At 40.3% G+C, this 23,315-nt stretch carries 20 protein-coding genes; 3 read left to right on the top strand and 17 right to left on the bottom strand.

Annotated elements, in window-relative coordinates; genetic code table 11:
- Positions 1-181: 181 nt before the first annotated feature.
- The 8 genes from eno to rpoN form a co-directional block, all read right to left on the bottom strand.
- Positions 182-1,474, bottom strand: coding sequence for a phosphopyruvate hydratase (eno, locus tag NSQ71_RS04190; protein ID WP_066249160.1), 1,293 nt, complete (start codon positions 1,472-1,474; stop codon positions 182-184).
- 19 nt (positions 1,475-1,493) lie between these two features.
- Positions 1,494-3,029 (bottom strand): 2,3-bisphosphoglycerate-independent phosphoglycerate mutase, encoded by a 1,536-nt coding sequence (gene gpmI, locus NSQ71_RS04185; protein WP_340733044.1) that lies wholly within the window; start codon positions 3,027-3,029, stop codon positions 1,494-1,496.
- Positions 3,022-3,783 carry a triose-phosphate isomerase gene (gene tpiA / locus NSQ71_RS04180; RefSeq protein WP_340733042.1) on the bottom strand — a complete coding sequence of 254 codons (762 nt, stop codon included), beginning with the start codon at positions 3,781-3,783 and terminating at the stop codon, positions 3,022-3,024. The genes gpmI and tpiA overlap by 8 nt, the downstream gene beginning before the upstream one ends.
- A 34-nt stretch (positions 3,784-3,817) precedes the next feature.
- Positions 3,818-5,002, bottom strand: a complete 1,185-nt coding sequence (locus NSQ71_RS04175; RefSeq protein WP_311066978.1) for a phosphoglycerate kinase — start codon at positions 5,000-5,002, stop codon at positions 3,818-3,820.
- A gap of 146 nt (positions 5,003-5,148) precedes the next feature.
- Positions 5,149-6,156: a type I glyceraldehyde-3-phosphate dehydrogenase gene (gene gap, locus NSQ71_RS04170; RefSeq protein WP_063386960.1), complete on the bottom strand. Its 1,008-nt coding sequence runs from the start codon at positions 6,154-6,156 to the stop codon at positions 5,149-5,151.
- A gap of 49 nt (positions 6,157-6,205) precedes the next feature.
- Positions 6,206-7,228 (bottom strand): sugar-binding transcriptional regulator, encoded by a 1,023-nt coding sequence (locus NSQ71_RS04165; RefSeq protein ID WP_063386961.1) that lies wholly within the window; start codon positions 7,226-7,228, stop codon positions 6,206-6,208.
- A gap of 124 nt (positions 7,229-7,352) precedes the next feature.
- Positions 7,353-7,604 (bottom strand): glutaredoxin family protein, encoded by a 252-nt coding sequence (locus NSQ71_RS04160; protein ID WP_063386962.1) that lies wholly within the window; start codon positions 7,602-7,604, stop codon positions 7,353-7,355.
- Positions 7,605-7,619: 15 nt separating this feature from the next.
- The gene (rpoN, locus tag NSQ71_RS04155; protein ID WP_339194458.1) at positions 7,620-8,924 is read right to left on the bottom strand and encodes an RNA polymerase factor sigma-54; all 1,305 of its coding nucleotides are present in this window, start codon (positions 8,922-8,924) and stop codon (positions 7,620-7,622) included.
- 74 nt (positions 8,925-8,998) lie between these two features.
- Between rpoN and yvfG the strand changes: the two genes are divergently transcribed.
- Positions 8,999-9,214 carry a protein YvfG gene (gene yvfG / locus NSQ71_RS04150; protein WP_063386963.1) on the top strand — a complete coding sequence of 72 codons (216 nt, stop codon included), beginning with the start codon at positions 8,999-9,001 and terminating at the stop codon, positions 9,212-9,214.
- Positions 9,215-9,350: 136 nt separating this feature from the next.
- On the opposite strand, the gene NSQ71_RS04145 is transcribed toward yvfG, so the two are convergent.
- From NSQ71_RS04145 to NSQ71_RS04125, 5 genes are all read right to left on the bottom strand, one after another.
- The gene (locus tag NSQ71_RS04145; RefSeq protein ID WP_327862679.1) at positions 9,351-10,382 is read right to left on the bottom strand and encodes an ABC transporter substrate-binding protein; all 1,032 of its coding nucleotides are present in this window, start codon (positions 10,380-10,382) and stop codon (positions 9,351-9,353) included.
- A 150-nt stretch (positions 10,383-10,532) separates the two neighbouring features.
- The gene (locus NSQ71_RS04140; protein WP_063386965.1) at positions 10,533-11,393 is read right to left on the bottom strand and encodes an ABC transporter permease; all 861 of its coding nucleotides are present in this window, start codon (positions 11,391-11,393) and stop codon (positions 10,533-10,535) included.
- Positions 11,394-12,176 carry an ABC transporter ATP-binding protein gene (locus tag NSQ71_RS04135; RefSeq protein WP_066249138.1) on the bottom strand — a complete coding sequence of 261 codons (783 nt, stop codon included), beginning with the start codon at positions 12,174-12,176 and terminating at the stop codon, positions 11,394-11,396. It abuts the gene before it with no gap.
- A gap of 17 nt (positions 12,177-12,193) precedes the next feature.
- Positions 12,194-13,618 carry an 8-oxoguanine deaminase gene (locus NSQ71_RS04130; protein ID WP_339194456.1) on the bottom strand — a complete coding sequence of 475 codons (1,425 nt, stop codon included), beginning with the start codon at positions 13,616-13,618 and terminating at the stop codon, positions 12,194-12,196.
- Positions 13,619-14,491: 873 nt separating this feature from the next.
- Positions 14,492-15,673 carry an IS701 family transposase gene (locus NSQ71_RS04125; RefSeq protein WP_311066339.1) on the bottom strand — a complete coding sequence of 394 codons (1,182 nt, stop codon included), beginning with the start codon at positions 15,671-15,673 and terminating at the stop codon, positions 14,492-14,494.
- 875 nt (positions 15,674-16,548) lie between these two features.
- Between NSQ71_RS04125 and NSQ71_RS04120 the strand changes: the two genes are divergently transcribed.
- Both NSQ71_RS04120 and NSQ71_RS04115 read left to right on the top strand, forming a co-directional pair.
- Positions 16,549-16,980, top strand: a complete 432-nt coding sequence (locus NSQ71_RS04120; RefSeq protein ID WP_340734402.1) for an SIS domain-containing protein — start codon at positions 16,549-16,551, stop codon at positions 16,978-16,980.
- Positions 16,981-18,108: a glycerate kinase gene (locus NSQ71_RS04115; RefSeq protein ID WP_094245217.1), complete on the top strand. Its 1,128-nt coding sequence runs from the start codon at positions 16,981-16,983 to the stop codon at positions 18,106-18,108. It abuts the gene before it with no gap.
- Between the two features lie 46 nt (positions 18,109-18,154).
- Here NSQ71_RS04115 and NSQ71_RS04110 read toward each other — a convergent pair whose 3' ends face one another.
- The 4 genes from NSQ71_RS04110 to NSQ71_RS04090 all read right to left on the bottom strand — a co-directional run bounded on the left by NSQ71_RS04110 (position 18,155) and on the right by NSQ71_RS04090 (position 22,455).
- Complete coding sequence (locus tag NSQ71_RS04110; RefSeq protein ID WP_257790167.1) at positions 18,155-18,280, bottom strand: hypothetical protein; 126 nt, start codon at positions 18,278-18,280, stop codon at positions 18,155-18,157.
- 883 nt (positions 18,281-19,163) lie between these two features.
- Positions 19,164-20,678 (bottom strand): acetyl-CoA hydrolase/transferase family protein, encoded by a 1,515-nt coding sequence (locus tag NSQ71_RS04100; RefSeq protein ID WP_130158643.1) that lies wholly within the window; start codon positions 20,676-20,678, stop codon positions 19,164-19,166.
- A 133-nt stretch (positions 20,679-20,811) separates the two neighbouring features.
- Positions 20,812-21,456, bottom strand: a complete 645-nt coding sequence (locus NSQ71_RS04095; RefSeq protein ID WP_340733024.1) for a LytTR family DNA-binding domain-containing protein — start codon at positions 21,454-21,456, stop codon at positions 20,812-20,814.
- Positions 21,457-21,933: 477 nt separating this feature from the next.
- Complete coding sequence (locus tag NSQ71_RS04090) at positions 21,934-22,455, bottom strand: DUF4352 domain-containing protein (RefSeq protein WP_157727907.1); 522 nt, start codon at positions 22,453-22,455, stop codon at positions 21,934-21,936.
- Positions 22,456-23,315 lie beyond the last annotated feature (860 nt).

Here is a 23,315-nt window from a genome sequence, read left to right as displayed (position 1 = left end):
GGAGTGCGCCCGGACTACCAACCGGGACTGTGTTTTTACGCTGTCTATGTTTTTATTATATGTTGTTTATTGGTAATAAGAAAGTATTTACACACCGTCTAGGTTATGATTTTGTGTGCTTTGAGCTTTAATTAAAAAAGGTCTAACCAAATAACTCGGTTAGACCTTTTCATAGATAGTGTTATTTTTTCAAGTTATAGAAAGATTTAATTCCTTGGTAAACTGCAGTATCGCCAAGTTGATCTTCGATGCGAAGCAATTGATTGTATTTCGCAACGCGGTCCGTGCGGGAAGGTGCGCCTGTTTTAATTTGGCCTGCGTTTGTTGCCACAGCAATGTCTGCAATGGTGCTGTCTTCCGTCTCGCCTGAGCGATGGGAGATGACCGCTGTATAGCCGGCGCGTTTTGCCATTTCGATCGCATCAAACGTTTCTGTTAACGTTCCGATTTGGTTAACTTTAATCAGAATAGAGTTGCCGACTCCTTTTTCAATGCCTTCCGCTAATTTTTTTGTATTTGTTACAAATAAATCGTCTCCGACAAGCTGAACTTTTCCGCCTAAACGTTCTGTTAACAGTTTATGGCCTTCCCAGTCGTTCTCATCAAGTCCGTCTTCAATCGAAATGATCGGATATTTGGAGACAAGCTCTTCATACCATTGCACCATTTCTTCCGACGTTTTTACAACGCCTTCTCCTTCTAGGTGGTACTTGCCGTCTTCTTTATTAAACAGTTCAGAAGAAGCAACATCCATCGCAAGCTTAACTTGTTCGCCAGGTTTGTAGCCGGCTTTTTCAATTGCTTCGATAATAGTTTGCAAAGCTTCTTCATTTGATTGTAAATTTGGAGCGAATCCGCCTTCATCACCAACAGCTGTATTATATCCTTTTCCTTTTAATACAGATTTTAATGAATGGAAAATTTCCGCTCCCATCCGCAGTGCTTCCCGGAAGCTTTCCGCGCCGACCGGCATAATCATGAATTCTTGAATATCAACATTGTTGTCTGCATGAGCGCCGCCGTTTAAAATGTTCATCATCGGCACAGGAAGAGTTTTCGCATTGAAGCCACCGAGATATTGATACAGCGGAACACCTAAATAATCAGCTGCAGCACGAGCAACGGCCATAGAAACACCTAAAATTGCGTTTGCTCCCAGCTTTCCTTTATTTTCTGTTCCGTCAAGTTCAATTAATAGTTGATCGATGGCATTTTGTTCCGTCACATCAAAGCCTAACAGTTCTGGGGCAATAATTTCGTTCACGTTTTTAACTGCTGTTAAAACCCCTTTTCCAAGGTAGCGTTCTTTATCACCGTCACGCAATTCAACAGCCTCGTACTCACCTGTGGATGCACCGCTAGGTACAAGCGCCCGTCCAAATGCACCTGATTCTGTATACACCTCTACTTCAACTGTCGGATTTCCTCTTGAATCAAGCACTTCACGTGCATAAACATCAGTAATAGCTGGCATATTGCTTCATCTCCTTTATTTATGATTTAATAAGACTTTTCCCTGTCATTTCTTTCGGTTTTTCCAGCCCGAGCAGCTCGAGCATCGTTGGTGCCAAATCACCTAAAATTCCGTCTTCTCTCAATTCGATTCCTTTTTTCGTTATAATAACCGGCACTGGATTTGTCGTATGTGCGGTTTGCGGTTTTCCGTCAAGTGTGACGACTTCGTCCGCATTTCCGTGGTCAGCAGTTATAATAGCTGTTCCGCCTTTTTCGAGAATCAAATCCACCACTTTTCCGAGACATTCATCAACCGCTTCGACTGCCTTTATCGTTGGCTCAAGTTTGCCGGAGTGACCGACCATGTCCGGATTGGCAAAATTCAATATGATCGCATCATGCTTGTCAGCCTCAATTTCTTTTAAAAGCGCCTCAGTTACTTCATATGCGCTCATTTCCGGTTTTAAATCATACGTGGCTACCTTCGGTGAATTAATTAAAATCCGTTCTTCGCCAGGAAACTTCTCTTCCCGGCCTCCGCTCATAAAGAACGTAACATGCGGATATTTTTCTGTTTCTGCAATGCGCAGCTGCCTCAATCCAGCTTGGGAAATGACTTCACCAATTGTGTTGTCCAAGTTAACCGGCTTGAAGGCAACATATCCTTTCACCGTTTCGCTAAAATGCGTCAAACAAACGAAGAATAAACGTTTTGGATGTTTCGGTCCCCTATCAAAGGAACGGAAATCTTCATTTGTGAATGTATTCGAAATTTGAATGGCGCGATCCGGACGGAAATTATAGAAAATGACCGCGTCATCATCTTGAATGGTTGCAACAGGACTGCCGTCTTCTTTTGTCATAACAGAAGGGATGACAAACTCATCATAAATCCCGTGTGCATAAGAATCTTCAATACATTCGTATGCGTTTTTGTAAGCTGGCCCTTCACCATACACCATCGCTCTGTATGCTTTTTCTACTCGATCCCATCTTTTATCTCTGTCCATCGAGTAATAGCGGCCTGAAATCGTTGCGATCTGTCCTACTCCGTATTCATTGATCTTTTCATTCAGCTGATCAATATATTGCTTCGCCGTTTGCGGACCAACATCGCGTCCGTCCAAAAATCCATGAATGAACACATTTTTCACTTGCTGATCTTTCGCCAATTTTAACAAGGCGAATAAGTGGTTAATGTGGCTGTGAACGCCGCCATCCGATAATAAGCCGAAAATGTGAAGGTTCGTTCCTTTTTCTTTCACGTGGTTCATAGCTGAAAGAAATGTTTCATTTTCAAAAAATTCGCCTTCACGAATCGCTATGTTAACGCGTGTTAAACTTTGGTATACAATTCTGCCTGCACCGATGTTTAAATGTCCAACTTCAGAATTTCCCATTTGACCTTCCGGCAAGCCGACAGCTTCTCCACATGCTTTTAACGTTGCATGCGGGTATGTATTCCAAAATCGATCAAAATTCGGCTTGTTCGCTTGAGCCACAGCATTTCCTTTCACTTCGTCACGCAGAGCAAAACCGTCTAATATAATTAATGCTACTGGTTTTTTACTCATTTTGGCCTTCCTCCAATAGCTGCAAGAAAGAGCGTGGTTCCAGGCTTGCGCCTCCGACTAATGCTCCGTCAATTTCCGGCTGGTTTAGAAAATCTTTAATATTTTCCGGTTTAACACTGCCGCCATATTGAATGCGAACTTTGTTTGCAACATCATCGGAATAAATATCGGCAATTACACCCCGAATATGGGCACATACTTCATTGGCATCCTCCGGAGAAGACGATTTTCCTGTGCCAATCGCCCAAATCGGCTCATAAGCAATCACGATGCTTTTCACAGCCGACGCATCGACTCCAGCCAACGCTTTTTTGACCTGCTCGCCAACAATTTCATTCGTTTTTCCAGCTTCACGCTCAGCTAATGATTCGCCTACACATACGATCGGAGTTAATTCGTGTTTGAAAGCAGCCAATACTTTTTTATTCACGGTTTCGTCTGTTTCGGCAAACATTTCCCGGCGTTCGGAGTGTCCAATGATCACATAATCAACACCGATATCCGCCAATGCAACAGGGCTGATTTCCCCTGTATAAGCTCCGCTTTCTTCAAAATGCATATTTTGAGCGCCAATTTTTAGTTCAGAGCCTTCAGCCAATTCCACAAGCTGACCTAAAAATAAGGCAGGTGCACATATAACGGAATCAACTTTATCCTGTGGGGGAACGAGTGATTTAACTTCCTTTACAAAGCTTTTTGCTTCTTCCAGCGTCTTATGCATTTTCCAATTCCCTGCAATAATCGGCTTTCTCATCTTTACACCTTCCTTTTTACGGAAATGGTTGTGGTTATTTGTCTTCCAATATTTGAACTCCCGGAAGTTTCTTCCCTTCCATGAACTCTAAAGATGCTCCGCCTCCGGTTGAGATGTGGTTCATTTTATCCGCAAGGCCGAATTTTTCTACTGCTGCTGCTGAATCACCGCCGCCGATGACCGTATAAGTATGTTCTGCTTTCGCCAAGCTTTCCGCTACAGCTTTTGTTCCCTTTGCAAAAGCATCCATTTCAAAAACGCCCATCGGTCCGTTCCAAACAACAAGCTTTGATTGTTGAATGACATCCGCATAAATTTCAGCCGTTTTAGGTCCAATGTCAAGTGCTTCCCAATCAGCCGGAATACTGTCAATATCCACTACTTTTGTATTGGCATCATTTGAAAAATCATCTGCTACCACAACATCTACAGGCATATAAAAGCGAACGCCCTTTTCTTTGGCACGTTCCATAAACGATTTTGCCAGTTCTATTTTATCTTCTTCAAGCAAAGACTTGCCGATTTCGTGACCCAGCGCTTTTACAAACGTATAAGCAAGTCCTCCGCCGATAATCAAATTATCTACACGTTCCAATAAATTTTCGATAACTCCGATTTTATCTTTTACTTTTGCACCCCCGATAATCGCTGTAAATGGGCGGTCAGGATTATCAAGCGCTTTCGCTAAAACATTGATTTCTTTTTCCATTAAAAATCCTGCAACAGATGGTAAATATTCCGCAATGCCTGCGGTGGATGCATGTGCGCGGTGAGCAGCGCCAAAGGCATCGTTAACATATAGATCAGCCAATTCAGCAAAAGCTTTAGCAAGCTCAGGATCATTTTTTTCTTCGCCAGGATAAAAGCGTACATTTTCCAGAACGAGAATGTCGCCATTGTTTAACTTGTCTACTTCCGCTTTTACAGCCGCACCGTAAGCTTCATCTACTTTGACCACCTTTTTGCCTAACAGTTCTTCTAAACGCTTCGCTACAGGCGTCAATCGAAGCTCTTCCACAACCTGTCCTTTTGGTCTGCCAAGGTGGCTGGCAAGCAATACTTTCGCTCCTTGATCCGCCAAGTATTGGATCGTTGGGAGTGCAGCTCGAATGCGTGTATCATCGGTTATTTTGCCATCCTGCATCGGTACATTAAAGTCAACTCGGCAAAATACCGTTTTCCCTTTCACATCGACATCTTTTATCGTTTTCTTGTTCATGGCTCAAGCTCCTCCTTCACAATAACGATCAGGAAAAAATTCTTCCTACATGTTGAAAGGGAAAGGGGAATGTAAACGTCCCCTTCCCCTTCCCGCTTTTCATTATAGCTTTTTAAACAGGCAAGCCACAAGTCCGTATTTAAAGATTATAAACCTTGTTTTGCAATGTAAGCCGCCAAATCTACCACACGGTTTGAGTATCCTGTTTCGTTATCGTACCAAGAAACAACTTTCACCATGCGGTTTTCAAGCACCATAGTAGAAAGCGCATCAATCGTAGAAGAATGAGTATCACCATTATAGTCTCTGGATACAAGCGGCTCCTCGCTGTACGCTAAAATACCTTTCAATTCTCCTTCAGCTGCTTCTTTAAGCGCCGCATTTACTTCTTCCACTGTTACGTCTTTTTCAAGCTCAGCCACTAAGTCAACGATGGACACATTTGGTGTCGGAACACGCATTGCCATACCGTTAAGTTTTCCTTTTAATTCAGGCAATACGAGCGCAACTGCTTTAGCCGCACCAGTTGTCGTCGGAATAATAGATTCTGCTGCAGCGCGAGCGCGGCGGTAATCTTTGTGAGGCAAGTCTAAAATTTGTTGGTCATTTGTATAAGCATGCACAGTTGTCATCATGCCTCGAACAATGCCAAATTTTTCATGTAAAACTTTTGCAAACGGAGCTAAGCAGTTTGTTGTACATGAAGCGTTGGAAATGACATGATGATTGCTTGGATCATATTTGTCTTCGTTTACGCCCATAACAATTGTGATATCTTCTTCTTTAGCCGGCGCAGAAATGATTACTTTTTTCGCACCTGCTTCAAGGTGTTTTGCTGCATCTTGACGGTTTGTGAAGCGACCAGTAGATTCTACTACAATGTCAACGCCAAGGTCTCCCCAGCCTAATTGAGCTGGATCGCGCTCGGATAATACTTGAATTTCTTTTCCATCCACGACCAAGTTATTTCCGTTTACCCCGACTTCCACATCGAGTTTTCCATGAACGGAATCGTATTGTAAAAGATGTGCAAGCATGTTTGCATCTGTTAAATCATTTACTGCTACTACTTCTACTTCAGGATTTTTTAATGCTGCGCGGAATACATTGCGTCCAATACGACCAAAACCATTAATACCAATTTTCACTGCCATCTTTAAGTCCTCCTTCAATTTTAGGAATGATGTTTATATTGAGGGAGCTTTACAGTTCCCTTAATAACTCTTTAGCTGCCACTTCGTCAGTTACTAAAATCGTGGCTAATGATTGATTCATATACGCTTTGATCGCTTTTGCTTTAGAGGCTCCTCCAGCAACCGCGATCACATTTCGTATGTTTTTTAAGTCCTCCAGCTGCATTCCAACCGTTTGAACTTTATGGACGACTTCACCTTTTTGGTTGAAGTAATAACCGAAAGCTTCGCCTACTGCTTTTCCTTTTTTAATTTTTTCGAAATCTTCCTTCGGAGTCTTTCTTCGCTCCGCCATTGTTTGAGCATCCCCGATGCCATGAACAAGCATTTTCGCTGAACGTATAATTTTTAAAAGGTCTTTTATTTCCGGTTCTTCGATAATGGATTCATATGCTTCCTTGCTTAGCTGGTCAGGAACATGGAGCAGCCTGTATTTCCCATGTGCACGTTCAGCTATTTTGGCGCAAATCGTATTCGCCTGGTTTTCAACATTTTCCCCTAGTCCGCCTCTTGCAGGGACAAATAAAACATTTCGGCGATGACCTAACGGAATCATCATTTCAGCAACAGCTGCCAGCGTTGTGCCGCCTGCCACAGCAACAACCTCGTCATCCTGCAAATGATTCATAATGCATTGTGCACAAGCTCTTCCCATTTCTTTTTTCACGAGGGGCGAATGGTCGCTGTCACCTGAAACAACAATCACTTCATCTAAATGAAGCTTCTCTTTTAATGTAGTTTCCAAAAAAGTTAAACCTAAAACATCTTTCATCATTTCTTCCAATGATGAAAGAAGATCATCCCCTTCTTTCGTTAAGGTCATTCCCGAGGGGTGAATATGAATTAAATTTTGTTCTTTTAAAAATTGCACTTCTCCACGCAGAATTCTTTCACTGATGCCTAAATTGTTTGACAAGCTTCGTCTTCCTACAGGCTGCATCAGTCGAATGGACTGCAAAATTTGATAGCGCTTTTGCATAGTTTGGAGAAGATCAGGCAATAATTTTTTTTGAGCTTCAATTAATGATTGCATTTTCAAGACCCTTCAGCTCTTTCTTTCCGGTACTTTTTTTGTCCCTATAAGACAAATTATGTCCCAATTATAGCAAAAAAATTCACCCCTTGCTACATATATTATTTTAGCAGGAGCGCAAATGTTAATCAACAGAAACAAGTTCCAGCAAACGTTTTCTTAAAGAATTTTCTTCAATTTTCCCAAAAATAACAATCTTTCCATTCACTTCAATCACTGGAATCATTAGTTGATATTTTTCCAGCAGCCGGTCATCTTGATAAATATCTTTTTCTTTCAGATCAAAGGGTATTTCAGCTTGCAGCTTATACAGCAATTCCTTTGCTTCATCACATAATGGACATGTTTGCTTCGTATAAAGAACCACTTGATTCACGAATCCAATTCCTTTCTAATTATATCTTTTTCGCAAATTGGACGAAGGGATATTGAGCTGATCGCGGTATTTGGCCACTGTTCTTCTCGAAACATTCATATTATAATTCTCTTTCAACAGGTTGGCAATTTTTTGATCTGAAAGCGGTCTTTGCTTATTTTCTTGATCAATTAATTGCTGAATGACCTGTTTAACATTCGCACTTGATGTATCTTCTTCTCCCACTTTGTTAGTGAAAAAATATTTCAACTCATATAAACCGAAAGGAGTTTGAACAAATTTATCATTGACCGCTCTGCTTACAGTCGACTCGTGAATGTTAAGAGAATCAGCGATATCTTTTAATGTTAACGGTTTCAAAATGTTGTTTTTCAAATAGAAAAAGTCTTTCTGAAATCGTATAATTTCCTGCATAACTTTGACAAGCGTTTCCTTCCGCTGCTCAAGCGATTTTAACAGCCAGCGTCCTTGATGGAGTTTAGTCTGTACGTAAGATTTTACTTCTTTTTCTGTTTGTACAATCGGTTCGTAGTCCCGATTGATTTTAATTTGCGGCAAAAGATCTTCATTATAATATACAATCCAATCTCCATTTCGCTCTTCAATCATTAAATCAGGGATGATATAATTCGGGGTTTCCTCATCAAATTGCAGACCAGGTCTTGGATTCAATGTTTGAACAAAATCGAAAATTTGCTGAAGAGCATTCAGCGACAGACCTGTCTTTTTGGAAAGATCCTTCCAAGCTTTTGTGGCAAACAGATGAAAATGCTCTTTTAACACGAACTCGGAGCCTTCAGGTTTTTCCTCGATTTCTTTAGCCTGCAAAAGCAAGCATTCTTGAAGCGAACGTGCCCCGACGCCAATTGGATCTAATGATTGCAGCACAGACAGCTGTTTTTCCAAAAGATCGATCGAAATTTGGAACTTTTCCGATAGGCGGGATAAGTCTTCTGACATATAACCATTTGAGTCCACTGCATCGATTAAAATATGAATAGCACGCCGTTCGTTTTCGGTAAAACGAAATTCTACGAGCTGATTTCGCAAATGATCTTTTAGCCCCATCCCTTTTTTCGGCATATTTTCGATCCAGCGGCCATCCTCCTTGCTAGCCCTCTGCTGCTTTCTTTGATTATGATAAAATATCGGTGGATGGGATTCTTCCAATTCCACAAAGGGGTTTTCAAGCGTAATTTCCCTCAAGTAAGATACTAAATCGATTGTAGAATATTGCAAAAGCCCAATGGCTTGCTTCAGCTCTTTCGTCATCGCCAATCTCAAGGATTGGTTTTGGACTAAGTCCATTTTTATATGCATCAGAACTCCCCCCCTTTAGTTCTATTTTACATGAAGAATTTAAAAAAAGAATCTAAAATTTTGGAGGAACGAACATGACACAGCTTTTTTCTGTTTCCTATTTTAAAGAAAACTTTAAACAGTACATTGAAATGAATAAAGAAAAATCTTCAAAGATTGATGCCATGAACAGCTACTACCGATCTGTCGTCTCAACTTTAATTTACGACCAGCTAACCAAAAATGCTGAAATATTGAAAAGACTGCAAAATCTTGATCAAGCATATAATCAAGTGAAAAACGAGGAGTAAAAGGACTTTTAAATTTTAATGTATGAGATCAGTTTTTGAAGTCGGCATATAAGCCGATTTCTTTTTTTTACAGTAAAGCTTTTGGTTAAAACAAAAAACTGAGCAAATATAAGCTGCCCAGCTTTCGTTTTCGTTTTTATTTCGATTCATGTTTTGGCAAATATTCTGTCGTAAAAATTTCCTTTGCATCAAATGTTTTTTCTAATAAACCGAGATCGTGCAATTGTTTAATTAATGTTGCCCAGCGTTCTTCCGTCATATATCCGACTCCATGCTCTGCTGCATCTCCTCCATATACAAAATCCACTTGTGTTTCGGCTTCAAATTTTAATGATTCTAATTCCATATCAGCGTTGTCTTTCTGAATCACTTTATTAATCTCTTCGTAAGAATCTTTGTATAAATACCATCCTTCGACAAAAGCATCCACAAATGCTTTGACAGTTTCTTTATTTTTTTCTAAATAGTCTTTTGTAACATATAACACAACGTTATAAGGATTATAACCTGCATCAGATATGAGCTTCGTTTCTACATCTACTCCATCTTTTTTTAAGAAAAACGGCTCTGAAGTCACAAAGGCTTGGCTTACAGAATTGGGATCGCTAATAAAATTCGAATGCTGTCCTGTATAAGCCAATTCTTGTACATTACTTAAATTATATTTAGATTTCAAAAAGTCCCAATACGTAATACCAGGCTGTATATATACTTTTCTTCCATTTAATTCATCAAAATCGTCAATTCCCTTTCCTTTATGGAACATTAATGCCTGCGGGCTTCCTTGCATGGCAGCAGCTACAGCGACTAATTCAATTCCTTGATTTCTAGCAATAACCATTTGGTCAGCATGTGCAAGCCCAAAGTCAGCACTTCCAGATGCAACCATTTGAATAGACGAGACTTGCGGCCCACCCGGTTCGATCGTGACTTTTAAACCGTTTTTTTCAAACAATCCGTTTTCTTGTGCTGCATACAAACCGCCATGCTGCGCCTTCGGAAACCAATTTAATACAATTTTTACATCTTTTAAGTCTTTTTTCTCTTCATTCGAAGCGCTGTCTCCCTCGTTTGTTGAGCTGCTCGACTCTTGTCCGCCGCAGGCGGTGAGGAAGAACATGAATATAATCCCGATTAATAGAAAACTCGCTTTGCGCCATGCTTTCAATTCTTTTTCCCCCTTTTTGCACTTTTTTTGAAACTCAATAAAGCTCGTTCCCTAACGCAGCAAACCATTTTTATGCAAAAAAAATTAGCAAATAAATTCAGCTCTTGTAAGCAATAGTGATTATGTCAACTTAATTTTTGATCAAATTTTTTATTTTTCTCCCTTCATCGCGGATTCGTGCCATGATCTCAGCATGAAATGAGAAAACAAACTTACGAGTAAGTAAAAGACAATCCCAAAAATAGCAGCGGCAATTCCACAAGCAAATAAATATGGTGTTTTTAATTGAACGGCTGCTACCGTAATGGCATACCCTAAACCGCCTTTTCCTCCGCCAATTCCAGCTATATATTCACCCGTAATAGCTCCAACGATCGATAGCGTGCTGGATATTTTTAAGCCGGTCATCATGTAAGGCATAGCAGCCGGAATTCGGAGCTTCCACATTTTTTGCCATTTTGACGCATTATATAAAGTAAATAATTCGCTCATATTTTTATCGACTGAATTCAATCCCATTAACGTATTTGAAATAATCGGAAAAAATCCGATTAAAAATGAAATCATCACAATCGAATTGAAGCCCGAGCCGAACCAGATAACAACGATCGGTGCAACAGCTACAACCGGTATCGTTTGTAAAATAACCGCATACGGGTAAATGCTTATTTCTAAAATTTTTGAGCTTGCTAATAAAACCGCAAAGCCAATTCCAATGATGGCGCTTATTACAAATCCGATCACAGATTCAGCCACCGTTATTTGTATGGCTGGCCATAATAACTCCCAATCTTCAACCGCCGCTTGAAGGACGTCCGTCGGTTTTGGAAGTATAAACGGCTGCACGCCAACCATAATCGGTACAAACTGCCATAAAGAAAGAAAAACAACAAGCGCAGCAATCGGACCAATAATCTTCCATTTTGATTTGCTCCATATTTTCAGTTTGCCAGTATTATTTGATTGAGCGACAATTTCCTTCGTTTGAGTGGTTGCTGTTTGTACAGACATTTATACCAACTCCCTTCGGGTTGAACTATTCTCAAGACTTTGCGAGGAAATATCGACATATTCTGTAAACCGTTCATCTGTCCGCTCCCTCGGATAAGGAAGATCGACATCGATGATAGATGATAATCGTCCGGGCCGAGCTGACAACACTGCAATTCTAGTAGAAAGATAGACAGCTTCAAATACATTATGAGTAACGAACAAAATTGTCATTTTCTCCCTTTTCCATATTTCAAGCAGCTCCGTCTGCAAGGTCTGTCTTGTAATCTCGTCTAATGCAGCAAACGGTTCATCCATTAACAGCAATTTAGGTTTTGCAGCCAACGCTCGAGCTATAGACACCCTCATTCTCATTCCGCCTGACAACTGCCTAGGATATGACTTTATATGATCCTTTAGTCCAACCATCTCCAATACTTTGATCGCATCCTCTTTGCGGCTTTTTTTATCCGAACCCCTTAATTCTAAAGGCAGCATCACATTTTCCAGCACCGTTCTCCATGGAAGCAAGTTGGCATCTTGGAATACAAACGCAACATCATTTGTATTTTTGATAACTTCTTTCGGGTTTTGCCCAAATACTTCTACCTTGCCCTCAGTAGCTTCGCCTAAACCTGCCACCATTCTTAATGCCGTTGATTTCCCGCAGCCAGACGGGCCGAGGAAGCTTATAAATTCCCCTTCTGTGATGGAAAAATGGAATTGGCTTAAAGCGACTGTGCCGGTATTGTAAATCTTACTAACATGATGAAATGCGACAATCTCGTTTCGAATTGCTTCCACTGCTTATCCCCCCTTATCTAAGTTAGAATAGCTGAGTTTCTTATTCTTGGTTTTTTATAATTGACTTTTGTATGCTCAAGAGCCGTTTCCAGCATTCTTTCAGCAGCTTTTTGCGCCCGCATGGCAAATGATTCTTCATCGATATTGACAAGACGCCCTTTATCTACAACAATCTGTCCGCCAACGATAGTCATATCGACTGTCGGTGTGCCCGCTAGAATCGGAAGTGCCGTATCGTTGAAAAGCGCACCAGCAAATTCTAATCGATTCGTATCAATCATAAACATATCAGCAGCCTTGCCGACTTCCAATGAACCAATGGCATCTTCCCAGCCAAGCACTTTAGCTGAACCTCTCGTCGCAATCGACAAACAATCTTCAGCACTTAGCGCTGTCGTTCCATGCTGAAGATTATGGAGCAGGTTCATAATTTTTAAATCTAATAATAGATTGGAGGAATCATTAGAAGCTGAACCATCAACACCAAATCCCACTTTTACCCCTGCCTGCAGCATGTCCATAATTCGCATCGTTCCGGAAGCCATTTTCATATTGCTGCTCGGACAATGAGCAACTCCGCAGCCACAAGCACCCAGCTTGGCAATTTCTTTGTCATCAAACCAGATTCCATGCGCATACCACACGTCTTCGCCGACCCAACCTGTTTCTTCCATTAGTTCGAAAGGACGCATGCCAAACTTTTCTCTGCAAAAATCCTCTTCATCGATCGTTTCCGCCAAATGGGTATGCATCCGAACGCCATAACTGCGTGCTAAATCCGCTGATTCACGCAGCAAGTCTTTGCTAACCGAAAATGGTGAACAAGGTGCAACACCTACCCGCAGCATCGAAAATTTACTAGGATCATGATAGGTTTCAATAATTCTCATGGTATCTCGAAGAATAACATCCTCCGGCTGAACGATTTCATCTGGCGGCAATCCCCCTTTTGATCGTCCTAAACTCATAGAGCCTCTAGTTGGGTAAAAACGAATTCCGATCTCACGTGCTGCCCGTATTTCCTCATCAATTAATTCACAGCTGACTCCATTCGGAAAAACGTAAAAATGGTCAGCTGATGCCGTACAACCGCTTTTAAGTAACTCACCTAATCCGACAACAGCACTTAAATACACATCTTCCGGCCTTAGATGGCGCCAAATATCGTACAAAGCGATTAGCCAATCAAACAGCTCAACATTTTGCACCCAAGGGATATTGCGGGTGAAAGTCTGATACAAATGATGATGCGTATTGATTAACCCCGGATAAACAATTTTTCCGCGCGCATCAATGACAATATCCGCTGACTCACAAGGTAAATCATAGCCAATCGCTTTAATCTCTTGACCGACAACATACATGCTGCCGCCTGGGTATTCCGTTCGATTTTCATCCATAGTAATAATATTTTTGGCATTTTTTATGAACAACGTCTTCATTCATTCACCCCTTTATAATACGATCAATCCCTTTTATGTTAATTTTTATAACACAATACGTAATGTGTATTTATTATATATTCTTTTCAGCTATTTAACATTAGCGAATATTCACAATTTTTAATGTGATTTTGTGTATTTTAACTAAAAATTTACGTATTTATGTTATATATTATGACATAAACGGCTTTTTTTAAGAGGAGCGGTATACGGGGGAGTGGATTTGTTTCCATATTTAGGAAATAAAAAGCCCAGTTTTTCAACTGAGCTAAATAAAAATTTTTCGGCAACCGTTATATATAGGGGACTTCCAAACGAACAGGCAATGTTGAATGAATCCGAATGTGACAGTAAAAGAGATGACCAGATTTAAATCTTGTACTCTTCATCCGTAGTGAAATCCCTTTTGCATGCCGGTTGAAATTTTGCAATGTGACTGGTTCATTCGGATGGCCGCCATCAGTAACCGGCTTTGCCTGAATTGTTTTGTCCGAAAAGATTTCCTCCTGCAAACTCGGCTTCCATCAGAACCATTTTACCCGATCACATATAAGGGAATACGCCAGGACGAATGATCGGCGCCGTAACAGTCAGATACCCTTGTGTCTTCGTCGTAATCTTGTATGCGTTTTTCCCTTATACATTACACCCTCTCTCAGGTAAAATAAAAAGCACTCCTAAAAGGAGCGCCAATTTTTGAAAAATTAATGGAATTCAACATCATCTATCTTCCATGAAAAACGATCAGATCTTGTATCTTCATTTTGTTTTTCTTTTTGATCATCAACAGGTTTATTTTTATTAATAACAACTGTAGTTGAGCAATTTTCATTACAATAATTACCATGTAAAAAGAGACAAACGGAGTACCCCTTATGCCACATGGAGCTGTTTTTTAACGACATCAATGGGAATATCTTGCTTCGCTGCATGGTAAATGAACTCGACGAGACTATGCCCTTTCTTCGTTCGGAGAAGATCAAGCCCAGTAGAGAAATCCCGGTTGGACTCGACCATACTGTACACATAAGCGAGTTGCACCAAGATCCAATACCGTTTCACCGCACGACGTTGACGAACGCGGTACCCATCGAGCTTCAGCTGGTCTTTCGCTTGTCGAAAAAAGCATTCGATCGACCAACGCTGGGCATAGTAGCGCAAGATCTCTTCATCGCTTAGCTCCCGGTCGGTGCTCAAGACGCAGTGAAGATGTTCGGGTGTCATCGGCTGATCGGCTTTCCAAGCCAACAACACAACGGCATCATCGAGACCTTTCAGCGATCCCTCGTAGCGATACACGCGATAACGCTCTTCTCCCACCGTGACGAGATGGGTGTCGTTCGGTTCGATATAGCGGGCAAACTGTTTGGCTTGGATGGCGATGCCTTTCGGATAGAGAATCCGGTTCGTTTTGAGCATCGCGATGACGTGAAATCCTTTTTTCAGACAGGCTTCCACGAGCGCTTGCGATGGATACCACGAATCCATCAGCACATAAACGGGACGGCGTACATCCAAAGAAGAAAGCATCTCGATCGCGAGTTCCCCCTTGCTTTTCCCAGCCGCCTTGTCGTAGAGGCGGAACGCAAAGGGAAAAGCCTGGGTCATCGTATGAACCATGAGCCAAACAAGAGAATGTCCCCAGATCGACTTTTTCTCTGTGTGAGAATAGTGCCAATCACACCCTTGAATGGCGTGCGTTGCCCGTGACGAAGGCTTGATTTTTTGGCAAATCGTATCATCGATCGAAACAAAAAGGGGTTGATTTTTCTGTTTGGCGATCCGTTCGACACGATGAAGCATCCATTGCTGGAGTTTGCGAAGCAGCGTCTCTTCATCCCAAGGGCTTTTCGTGAAAAAATGGCTGAGTGTCGTTCGATGATTGGGGTGAAAGCTCCAATGATGAAGATCGGTCAACGTTCCAGAAAAGCCTTTCGTGATCATCGCATCCACGATATGAACGAGATGCTTCATGACAGGTTTTGAAAAATAAAGTGCCAACCCCAACATCGTGAAAAACTTGTGGATTCCTTGATGATGTGCTAATCTATTCATGAGACATGAACCTCCTTGTGTGAATGGTTTGTTGGCACATCTATTCTAACCAAGGAATCGGGTTCATGTCTCCTTTTTTGTTCGGATGTAAATTTATGTTAGTGAATTTGCTCATCTACAGTAACAATAGGTTCTTTACTATCCTCTTTCATTTTCTTGACCATCTCACATAAAAAATTGTGATCACTATAATCTGCTTTATTTTAAAAGTCGCTTCTTATCCAAAAATATTTCTTCTTCGCCCTAATAAACTGATTTGGAAAAATTCTTTCACTTCAACAATGCTATTAAACGGTTTATATTCAACCTTTTCGCTTAATTCTTCATCATCAAATGCTGGGTATCGTAACGTACCTACAACCCATACGGATTACCAGGAAGCCGTCCTACAGGTGGATTATTTACTGTACAAAAAACTTTCCATCTATTTCTCTATGAGCTTTTCTTACTCTTTTATCGTGTGATATCGAGATTATTGTTTCAAATCTTATGGGTTAGATAAAAACGAAGGGTTGCTTCAGCCTTTCTTGCGGTCTGATACAGTTTTAATTCCTCATAGTTAAGATAAAAACCCCAAAAAGTTGTTGATATGACAAAGTTTTGATAATACTGGAAATTTTGTTATTTCAATTTTAGCGTAAACAGGATTTTTTATCAATTCTTTGTTTTTCGTTTATTTTTCTGCAGTTTTTGTGTCGTTATTCAAAAAAATTCGGTATACTTTTAGACATAGGCAGGGTTCTCCTTTCTCTGGAATGTGTTTTTGTCCAAATCAGAGAATACCCTATTTCCTTTTGGTCTAGCAAAATGCTTTACACAAACTTTTATACATCATCAAATTATTGGTGCTCAGCTATTCAAAGATAAAAAGATAAATTTTATGTCTCATCACCATATTCTGTGATGTTCTCATTGCAAGAAATGCACAATTCAAATTTATTCGTCTGGGCAAATATGCTACTGCGTACAGCAACCATGAAAATCAAATTTCCGAAGCAGAATCACTTACGCCCAGAGATTTAGCCGTTGTCATTTCTTTTTCCGGAGAAACAAGATTTATCGTTCAGCTAGTAAAGGTATTAAAGAAGAGAGGCATTCCTATCGTTGCGATTACAGGCAATGAAAAAGGCTATTTAGCACAGAATGCGAAACAAATCATCAAAGTGAGCAGCTGCAAACTAGAATCCTTTAAATCACCTATTTTGGAAGAAATCAATATGCTGAGTGTAATTAATTCCATTTATCTCGTTTATTCTATCGTTTTTAAAAATTCGGAAGGATATCAGACAAACAAAGGAGGCAGCTAAATGAATATTGTCGTAGCACCTGATTCTTTTAAAGGGAGTCTGACCTCTTCTCAAGCAGCAAATATTATGAAACAAGCAATACTTGACCTTCATTATGGTGATACAGTAAGAACAAAACCAATGGCTGACGGCGGAGAAGGAACAGTCGATGCATTGTTAGCCTCTTCAGCCGGGGATCGCATTGAGGTAACCTGTACAGGCCCCTTGGGCAAAAAAATAAAAACATATTATGCCATCCTCGAAAACAATACAGCTGCTATTGAAGTTGCCAATATCGCTGGGCTTGTCCAAGTGCCTCCTTCACAACGAAACCCGGATGTGACCACTACTTTCGGACTTGGCGAAGTGATGAAAGATGCATTGGATAAAGGCTGTAAATCGTTTATTATCGGGCTTGGCGGCAGTGCTACAAATGATGGGGGCCTTGGCTTTTTACAGGCGCTTGGCATGAAAGCTTGGGATAAAGAAGGAAAAGAAGCGGGGATTTTCGGAAAAGATTTATTGGAGGTCAATCAAGTAAGTTTCGACCGTTTGGATCCGAGATTGGAACATATTACAATAAAGGTTGCTTGTGATGTGGACAATCCGCTATGTGGTGAAAAAGGTGCCAGCGCAGTTTACGGACCGCAAAAAGGTGCCAGCAGCAAACAAATACCGATTTACGACGAAGCATTGGCCCGATTTGCTGCTCTTATTGAGAAGCAGCAAGGAAAAGTCTTCAATAACGTGAAAGGTGCAGGGGCAGCAGGAGGCTTGGGATTTGCATTCCTTGTACTAGGCGCAAAGCTTATATCCGGTGCTGAGCTTGTAGCAGAAGCTTCGAACTTGAAGGAAGCAATAGAGCAGGCGGATCTTGTCATTACAGGAGAAGGACAAAGCGATGAACAAACATTATACGGAAAAGCGCCCGGCTATATCGCTGATCTCGCTCAAATATACGGAGTTCCAACGATATTAATATCCGGCTCGCTTGCAGGCAATTTGGATGTGCTCCGCAGCAAATTTCACGGATGCTTTTCGATTATTACTAAACCATTGACGATTGAGGAATGTATGGATCAGGCAAAACAGCTATTGTACAATCAGACGAAGCAAGTGATGCATCTTATTCACTCTTTGAAGATATAATCGGATCCAGGTTTTCGCTTTTATAATCCAGATGGGGAAATTTTTTTCAGATGTTTATGTTGAATACTGCAAAAATAACTTTCCCCTTTTCCATCTCAATTTTATCTAGAAGATTGACCGGCAAATCTCCAAAATTCCACGTTAGAGAGGCATCTAAGATCTTGTTCAACATCTAAGATGCCTCTTTTGTAATGAAGGTAAAAGAAATAATTGATGTATTCCATTAAGCACCGACAATATCTTCACAATTTTGTGTTAAATTATCGAATGCAGATCATTTTCCTCACGTTCATCCATGTTGTCTTTAAACAAGTCTATAATGCTTCCTGCACTTTTAAACGGTTCTTTCAACTTTTATTCCATAACTCCGTTTTTAACCCATATACTTTTCTTCTTGGTACTGCAAATGCTAAAGTTCTTTAATGATTTCGACTTCGATGTTAAACAACCGTTCCGTTAAACTATTTCCTTCCATTCCTTTTGGATTTTCACAGAAAAACTCAAAATTACCAAAATTGCCAAAAAGGTGAATGCGTATTAACTTCTCCAATCCTAGTAAGTCTTTATATAAGCGTGTTCTGAACCGAATTATTTGCCAAAACTTTGATGTCGAACGTCCTTTCTTGAAAAAACACGAGATTGACGACTTCCGGAATATCGACTTCAGTATCGAGTTTATCGGCTGATACAGCAATTTGCGTCAGAAAAATGATCAATTAACATTAGATACCAGTTGACGCTGTAATCAATAACCATTGCAAATCCGTCCTTATTCTCAGAAAACAGTTGATCAAAGCGCTCACTATCCGTTCTGTATGATGATTTTCGCAAAAACAATCGTTTTCTGCCTTCAACTCGAATTTATTTTTTATTAAATTTTTCAGTACAGTATCAATTAATAAGTCCGTTCGTTTAGTGCTTTTAACACTAAGGGGGTGAAAACATTTGTTGTGTGATATCCACAAAATTGATTTCTAGGGATAAATTCCTTCTTTGATCTAGCTGTGCCGATCTCTTCGCATGTCTAGAAAATGCACGAATAAATTGTCATCCGATTAAACGCTATGTGCAATCTCTTCACGCATCGTTCCGTTTTTAGCAAAATTTATATGCCATGAAAGAGCTTTTTCTAAAACATGTGGTGTATGCCCTCCTCTTGCAAGAGCTTCCTGATAATATTCACGAAGCTGGTCGCGATACATCGGATGGGCGCAGCGTTCGATAATCAGTTCCACACGCTCTCTTGGCGCCAAGCCCCGGAGATCCGCATACCCTTGTTCGGTGACGATGACATCGACGTCATGCTCCGTATGGTCAACATGGGAGACAAAAGGAACAATGCTTGATATGTTTCCGTCTTTCGCTATTGATTTTGTCACAAAAATCGCCAGGCGGGCATTTCTTGCAAAATCACCTGATCCGCCAATGCCGTTCATCATTTTCGTTCCAAGTACGTGGGTTGAATTGACATTGCCGTAGATGTCCACTTCCAATGCTGTGTTAATGGAAATCAAACCGAGCCGGCGAATAATTTCAGGATGGTTGGAAATTTCCTGCGGTCTCAGCACTAAACGGTCGCGGTATTTCTTAAAATTCGAGAAAACCTCCTTCATTTTCGGCTCTGAAAGGGTAATCGAACAACAAGAGGCAAAACGGACTTTGCCCGCATCTATCAAATCAAAGACTGCATCCTGCAATACTTCAGAATACACCTCTAAATCCTCAAATTCTGAATCCAGCAATCCATGAAGAACTGCATTGGCGACGGAACCGATGCCTGACTGCAGCGGGGCCAAACGTTCCGTTAACCGGCCGGCTTTAATTTCTTTACGCAAAAACTCTATCAAATGCTGCGCCATAATGACTGTTTCTTCATCCGGAGGCACAATTGTCGACGGAGAATCCAGCTGATTGGTAAATACAATTCCTTTTACCTTCTCTATATCAATCGGTATTCCGATCGTACCGATTCGATCATTCGATTTTGTCAGCGGAATCGGTTTTCTTTCCCCTTGTTTCTCCGGTTCATACAAATCATGCATTCCTACTAAGTCTGCAGGCTGTGCCATATTAATCTCTATAATGATCGATTTTGCGTGCTGGGCAAATGTCAACGAGTTTCCAATGGAGGTTGTCGGAATAACCATTCCATCTCTTGTAATAGAAACCGCTTCCAAAATTGCAAAATCGATTGGATCCATAACATTTGAGCGCACTAATTCAGCAGTATGGGACAAATGCTGATCGACAAATAAAAATTCTCCCCGATTGATTCCTTTTCTCATCGTAGGATCTGCCTGAAAAGGAAGCCTCTTGCCTAAAATGCCAGCTTCAGTGAACATTTTATCGATATCAGAACCTAAAGAGGCTCCTGTATACACATTTACTTTAAACGATTCTCGCTCTGCACGTTTTACCAACGCATATGGAACCGCTTTCGCATCACCCGCGCGTGTAAATCCGCTTAACCCTAAAGTCATCCCGTCTTTGATCCATGATGCGGCTTCATCAGCTGTGACTATTCGATCGCGCAAACGCAAATCTTCAATCCTTTCCAATTTATTGTCCATTTCCCCATCATCTCCCCTTTAATGAATTTAAAATTTATTTTACCGATAAAAGTTAATGGGGCAAGGTTTTGGGGATAAGTGACCGAAAATTCAGATAAACAACTCAATTTCCATACTAAAACAGAACGATTTTTTAAAATCCAAGCAATTTTCGAAAATAACTGGAGTAAGACTGACTGACAGGAATTTTATCACCGTTATTCATCAACAGCAAAAATGTTGAATGCGCATCAGGGTAGATCTCCTTAATATGGTTGACATTCACAATAAAAGCCCGATGACAGCGAATAAAATAGTCCTTTGGAAGCAAGTATTCAAATTCCTGGAGAGAGTATTTATGCGTTCCTGAGCACCCTTCAGTGTACACATAGGTCTTTTTATCTTTTGCTTCTAAATACGCAACTTTCGAAAAAGGAATAGGAACCCATCCTTCATCAGTTTTGACGGTCACAACAGATTTTCCATCCGTCAAAGCAGGAAAAATCGCAGTGACGCATCCCTCAAGCTTTCCTTCCCAAAAAAACGGCACAGCCATCCCGTGATAAGGAACGCCAAACACATCGCGGTTAATAAACTCAGAAACCTTTTGTTTGGTGTGCAAAGCTTTATACGCAATCGTTCCTTTTCTCACCAAGTCTCCCGGTCTGATTTTCAAATCAATCCGTTTGCTCGGCCGGTAATAGATATATTCCTTAGTATTGGAAACAGCAATCGAAACTTCATCAGAAAACAATTCACCAATAACATCTAAAATGGAAACTACTGAAATACGTTCCATTCTTCAACACCCTTCGTTATCTATAAATCTTGCAAGATATTAATATTTTACATCTTTTTTCACCCTTTTTGGCATAGTTCTTATCGAGTGCGACTAATGATTAGATGACGCATAGAAGTTTGTGCAAGCAAATTTTCGGATTTACAGCCCTCAGCCATGAATGAAAATAGTTCTTGCCAATTCATATTTTTTGATACCGCCAACCAGGAATATTTTCACAGTAAAAAGAGGAAGATTCTGAGATTTACAGTCAAGGAAACGGAGAACGGATGGCCTTGTTTCTGCCAACCGTGCATTGAAATTTCACTAACTATCCAAAGTTTTCTTTTTCAACTATTTAGCCGTAATAAAAGAGGAAACGATTGCTTGTCAACATACAACTGTTTGATAATGCTAGCCTCCATTAACTAAAATTGAAAACGAAATCGCGACATTTTCTTCCGCAAAAATAAAAAAGATGGCGCAAAATGCGCCACCTTATTGAGGAGTTATTTCAAACGTTATATTTTCGTTGTCCCAACTGAATGATGGTGTGTAGACTAATTCGTATTTTGAATCCTCAGGAACATCGAAGTAAATTTTACCGGTAATTTTCTTACCTGCGCCAATATTTTCATTCATAAAGCCGTCATCATGACCGAAATACTCTTCGTGTTGTGTTCCGTCTTGTGTCGAGATTGCAAACTCTTCCGCGCCAAAATATAACTGCTCTTTTCCGTTATTGACCGTTTCAAATTCTATCGCCAATACTTTACCTTTTTCTGCTGGCGTATATTCGGCATCATCTACGTATTTAGCACTTTTTAGAGTTAATTGTAAGTCGCCTAACTTAACGACATCGCCAACTTTGAATATTTCCGGTTTAGCTTCTTCTTTCTGTTCTTGCGCCCCTTCCGATGTTCCTACTTTTTGTGCACCTTCTTCGCCTCCGCATCCGACTAAAGTCGCGAGGCTAAGTGCGAAAACTGAAAATACAAACCCCCATTTTCGTTTTTTCACTAACATTTACCTCACTTTCCAAAATTTCGACATCTTCATTATATTTATTTATCTGCTATTTTTCAACATACACCATGACTTTTCGACTATTTTTTCGTATTATTGCTTGGTGTATATTCTAGGTATATTTACACAGTAGATATATCCGCGTGATCAAGAATCATTTGTAGCGAACAAATATCGTCACCTTTTTCAAATAGGTTACGATAAATGTATGTCTTAAACAGTGTAAGACTTACGCAACATTTGTCTTTTAGTTTGAATATTTTCCTGATGTTTCCTTCTTTTTAACTTTTCACCATATTGATTAACGAATACATATGAAATGTTACCGAAGTATCCTCGAATTTCTTCTATCAAGTAGTTTACATACTTCTTTAGTCATTGGAACAATCCGGCTTTTACGGCTATTGTTTTTGGCCCCAGTAACATAATAATACCGTCATCCAAAATACCAGAAATTTCTGACTATTCAACTTAGTTTGCCCCTTGTTCTCACTCTACCATTAGTTTAATAGCACCATAGTCACGAAATCCCGTAAATACCTATATCTTTGACGTTTCATAGCCTCTTTACTTGCGTGTCTGTAAGCACAAAGATTCGTTGTTTATCCTTATTAGTTTTGGCATTTTTTTGACGAGACTTTCTTCAAATAATACCGTATTTATGTAGCTTTCTAAAAATCGATTTAATAGCACCGAAAAGAATATCCACGGTTACAGATGACGTATTAATGTAACGTCTAATTTGGTCAGTAGTAAGATCTCTAAAACCGACAACATCTATAAAATTTTTTCAAGAACTTCAATAATCGGTACTCGTTCGTCCTGGATAGCTTCCGTTTTGTAAATGATCTTAG

It is taken from the genome of Aeribacillus sp. FSL M8-0235 (genome assembly GCF_038000355.1).
Classification (GTDB): domain Bacteria; phylum Bacillota; class Bacilli; order Bacillales; family Aeribacillaceae; genus Aeribacillus; species Aeribacillus composti.
The sequence above is the reverse complement of the archived record's forward strand: the minus strand, read 5'-3'. Positions and strand labels throughout refer to the sequence as shown.

Excerpts from the sequence above, each read along its gene's own strand:
- yvfG (WP_063386963.1), top strand. The coding sequence starts at position 8,999 with ATGACACAGCTTTTTTCTGTTTCCTATTTTAAAGAAAACTTTAAACAG.
- NSQ71_RS04115 (WP_094245217.1), top strand. The coding sequence starts at position 16,981 with ATGAATATTGTCGTAGCACCTGATTCTTTTAAAGGGAGTCTGACCTCT.
- gpmI (WP_340733044.1), bottom strand. The coding sequence starts at position 3,029 with ATGAGTAAAAAACCAGTAGCATTAATTATATTAGACGGTTTTGCTCTG.
- eno (WP_066249160.1), bottom strand. The coding sequence starts at position 1,474 with ATGCCAGCTATTACTGATGTTTATGCACGTGAAGTGCTTGATTCAAGA.
- NSQ71_RS04140 (WP_063386965.1), bottom strand. The coding sequence starts at position 11,393 with ATGTCTGTACAAACAGCAACCACTCAAACGAAGGAAATTGTCGCTCAA.
- NSQ71_RS04165 (WP_063386961.1), bottom strand. The coding sequence starts at position 7,228 with ATGCAATCATTAATTGAAGCTCAAAAAAAATTATTGCCTGATCTTCTC.
- NSQ71_RS04125 (WP_311066339.1), bottom strand. The coding sequence starts at position 15,673 with ATGAATAGATTAGCACATCATCAAGGAATCCACAAGTTTTTCACGATG.
- gap (WP_063386960.1), bottom strand. The coding sequence starts at position 6,156 with ATGGCAGTGAAAATTGGTATTAATGGTTTTGGTCGTATTGGACGCAAT.
- NSQ71_RS04100 (WP_130158643.1), bottom strand. The coding sequence starts at position 20,678 with ATGGACAATAAATTGGAAAGGATTGAAGATTTGCGTTTGCGCGATCGA.
- NSQ71_RS04095 (WP_340733024.1), bottom strand. The coding sequence starts at position 21,456 with ATGGAACGTATTTCAGTAGTTTCCATTTTAGATGTTATTGGTGAATTG.
- rpoN (WP_339194458.1), bottom strand. The coding sequence starts at position 8,924 with ATGCATATAAAAATGGACTTAGTCCAAAACCAATCCTTGAGATTGGCG.
- tpiA (WP_340733042.1), bottom strand. The coding sequence starts at position 3,783 with ATGAGAAAGCCGATTATTGCAGGGAATTGGAAAATGCATAAGACGCTG.
- NSQ71_RS04175 (WP_311066978.1), bottom strand. The coding sequence starts at position 5,002 with ATGAACAAGAAAACGATAAAAGATGTCGATGTGAAAGGGAAAACGGTA.
- NSQ71_RS04110 (WP_257790167.1), bottom strand. The coding sequence starts at position 18,280 with ATGTTGAACAAGATCTTAGATGCCTCTCTAACGTGGAATTTTGGAGAT.
- NSQ71_RS04130 (WP_339194456.1), bottom strand. The coding sequence starts at position 13,618 with ATGAAGACGTTGTTCATAAAAAATGCCAAAAATATTATTACTATGGAT.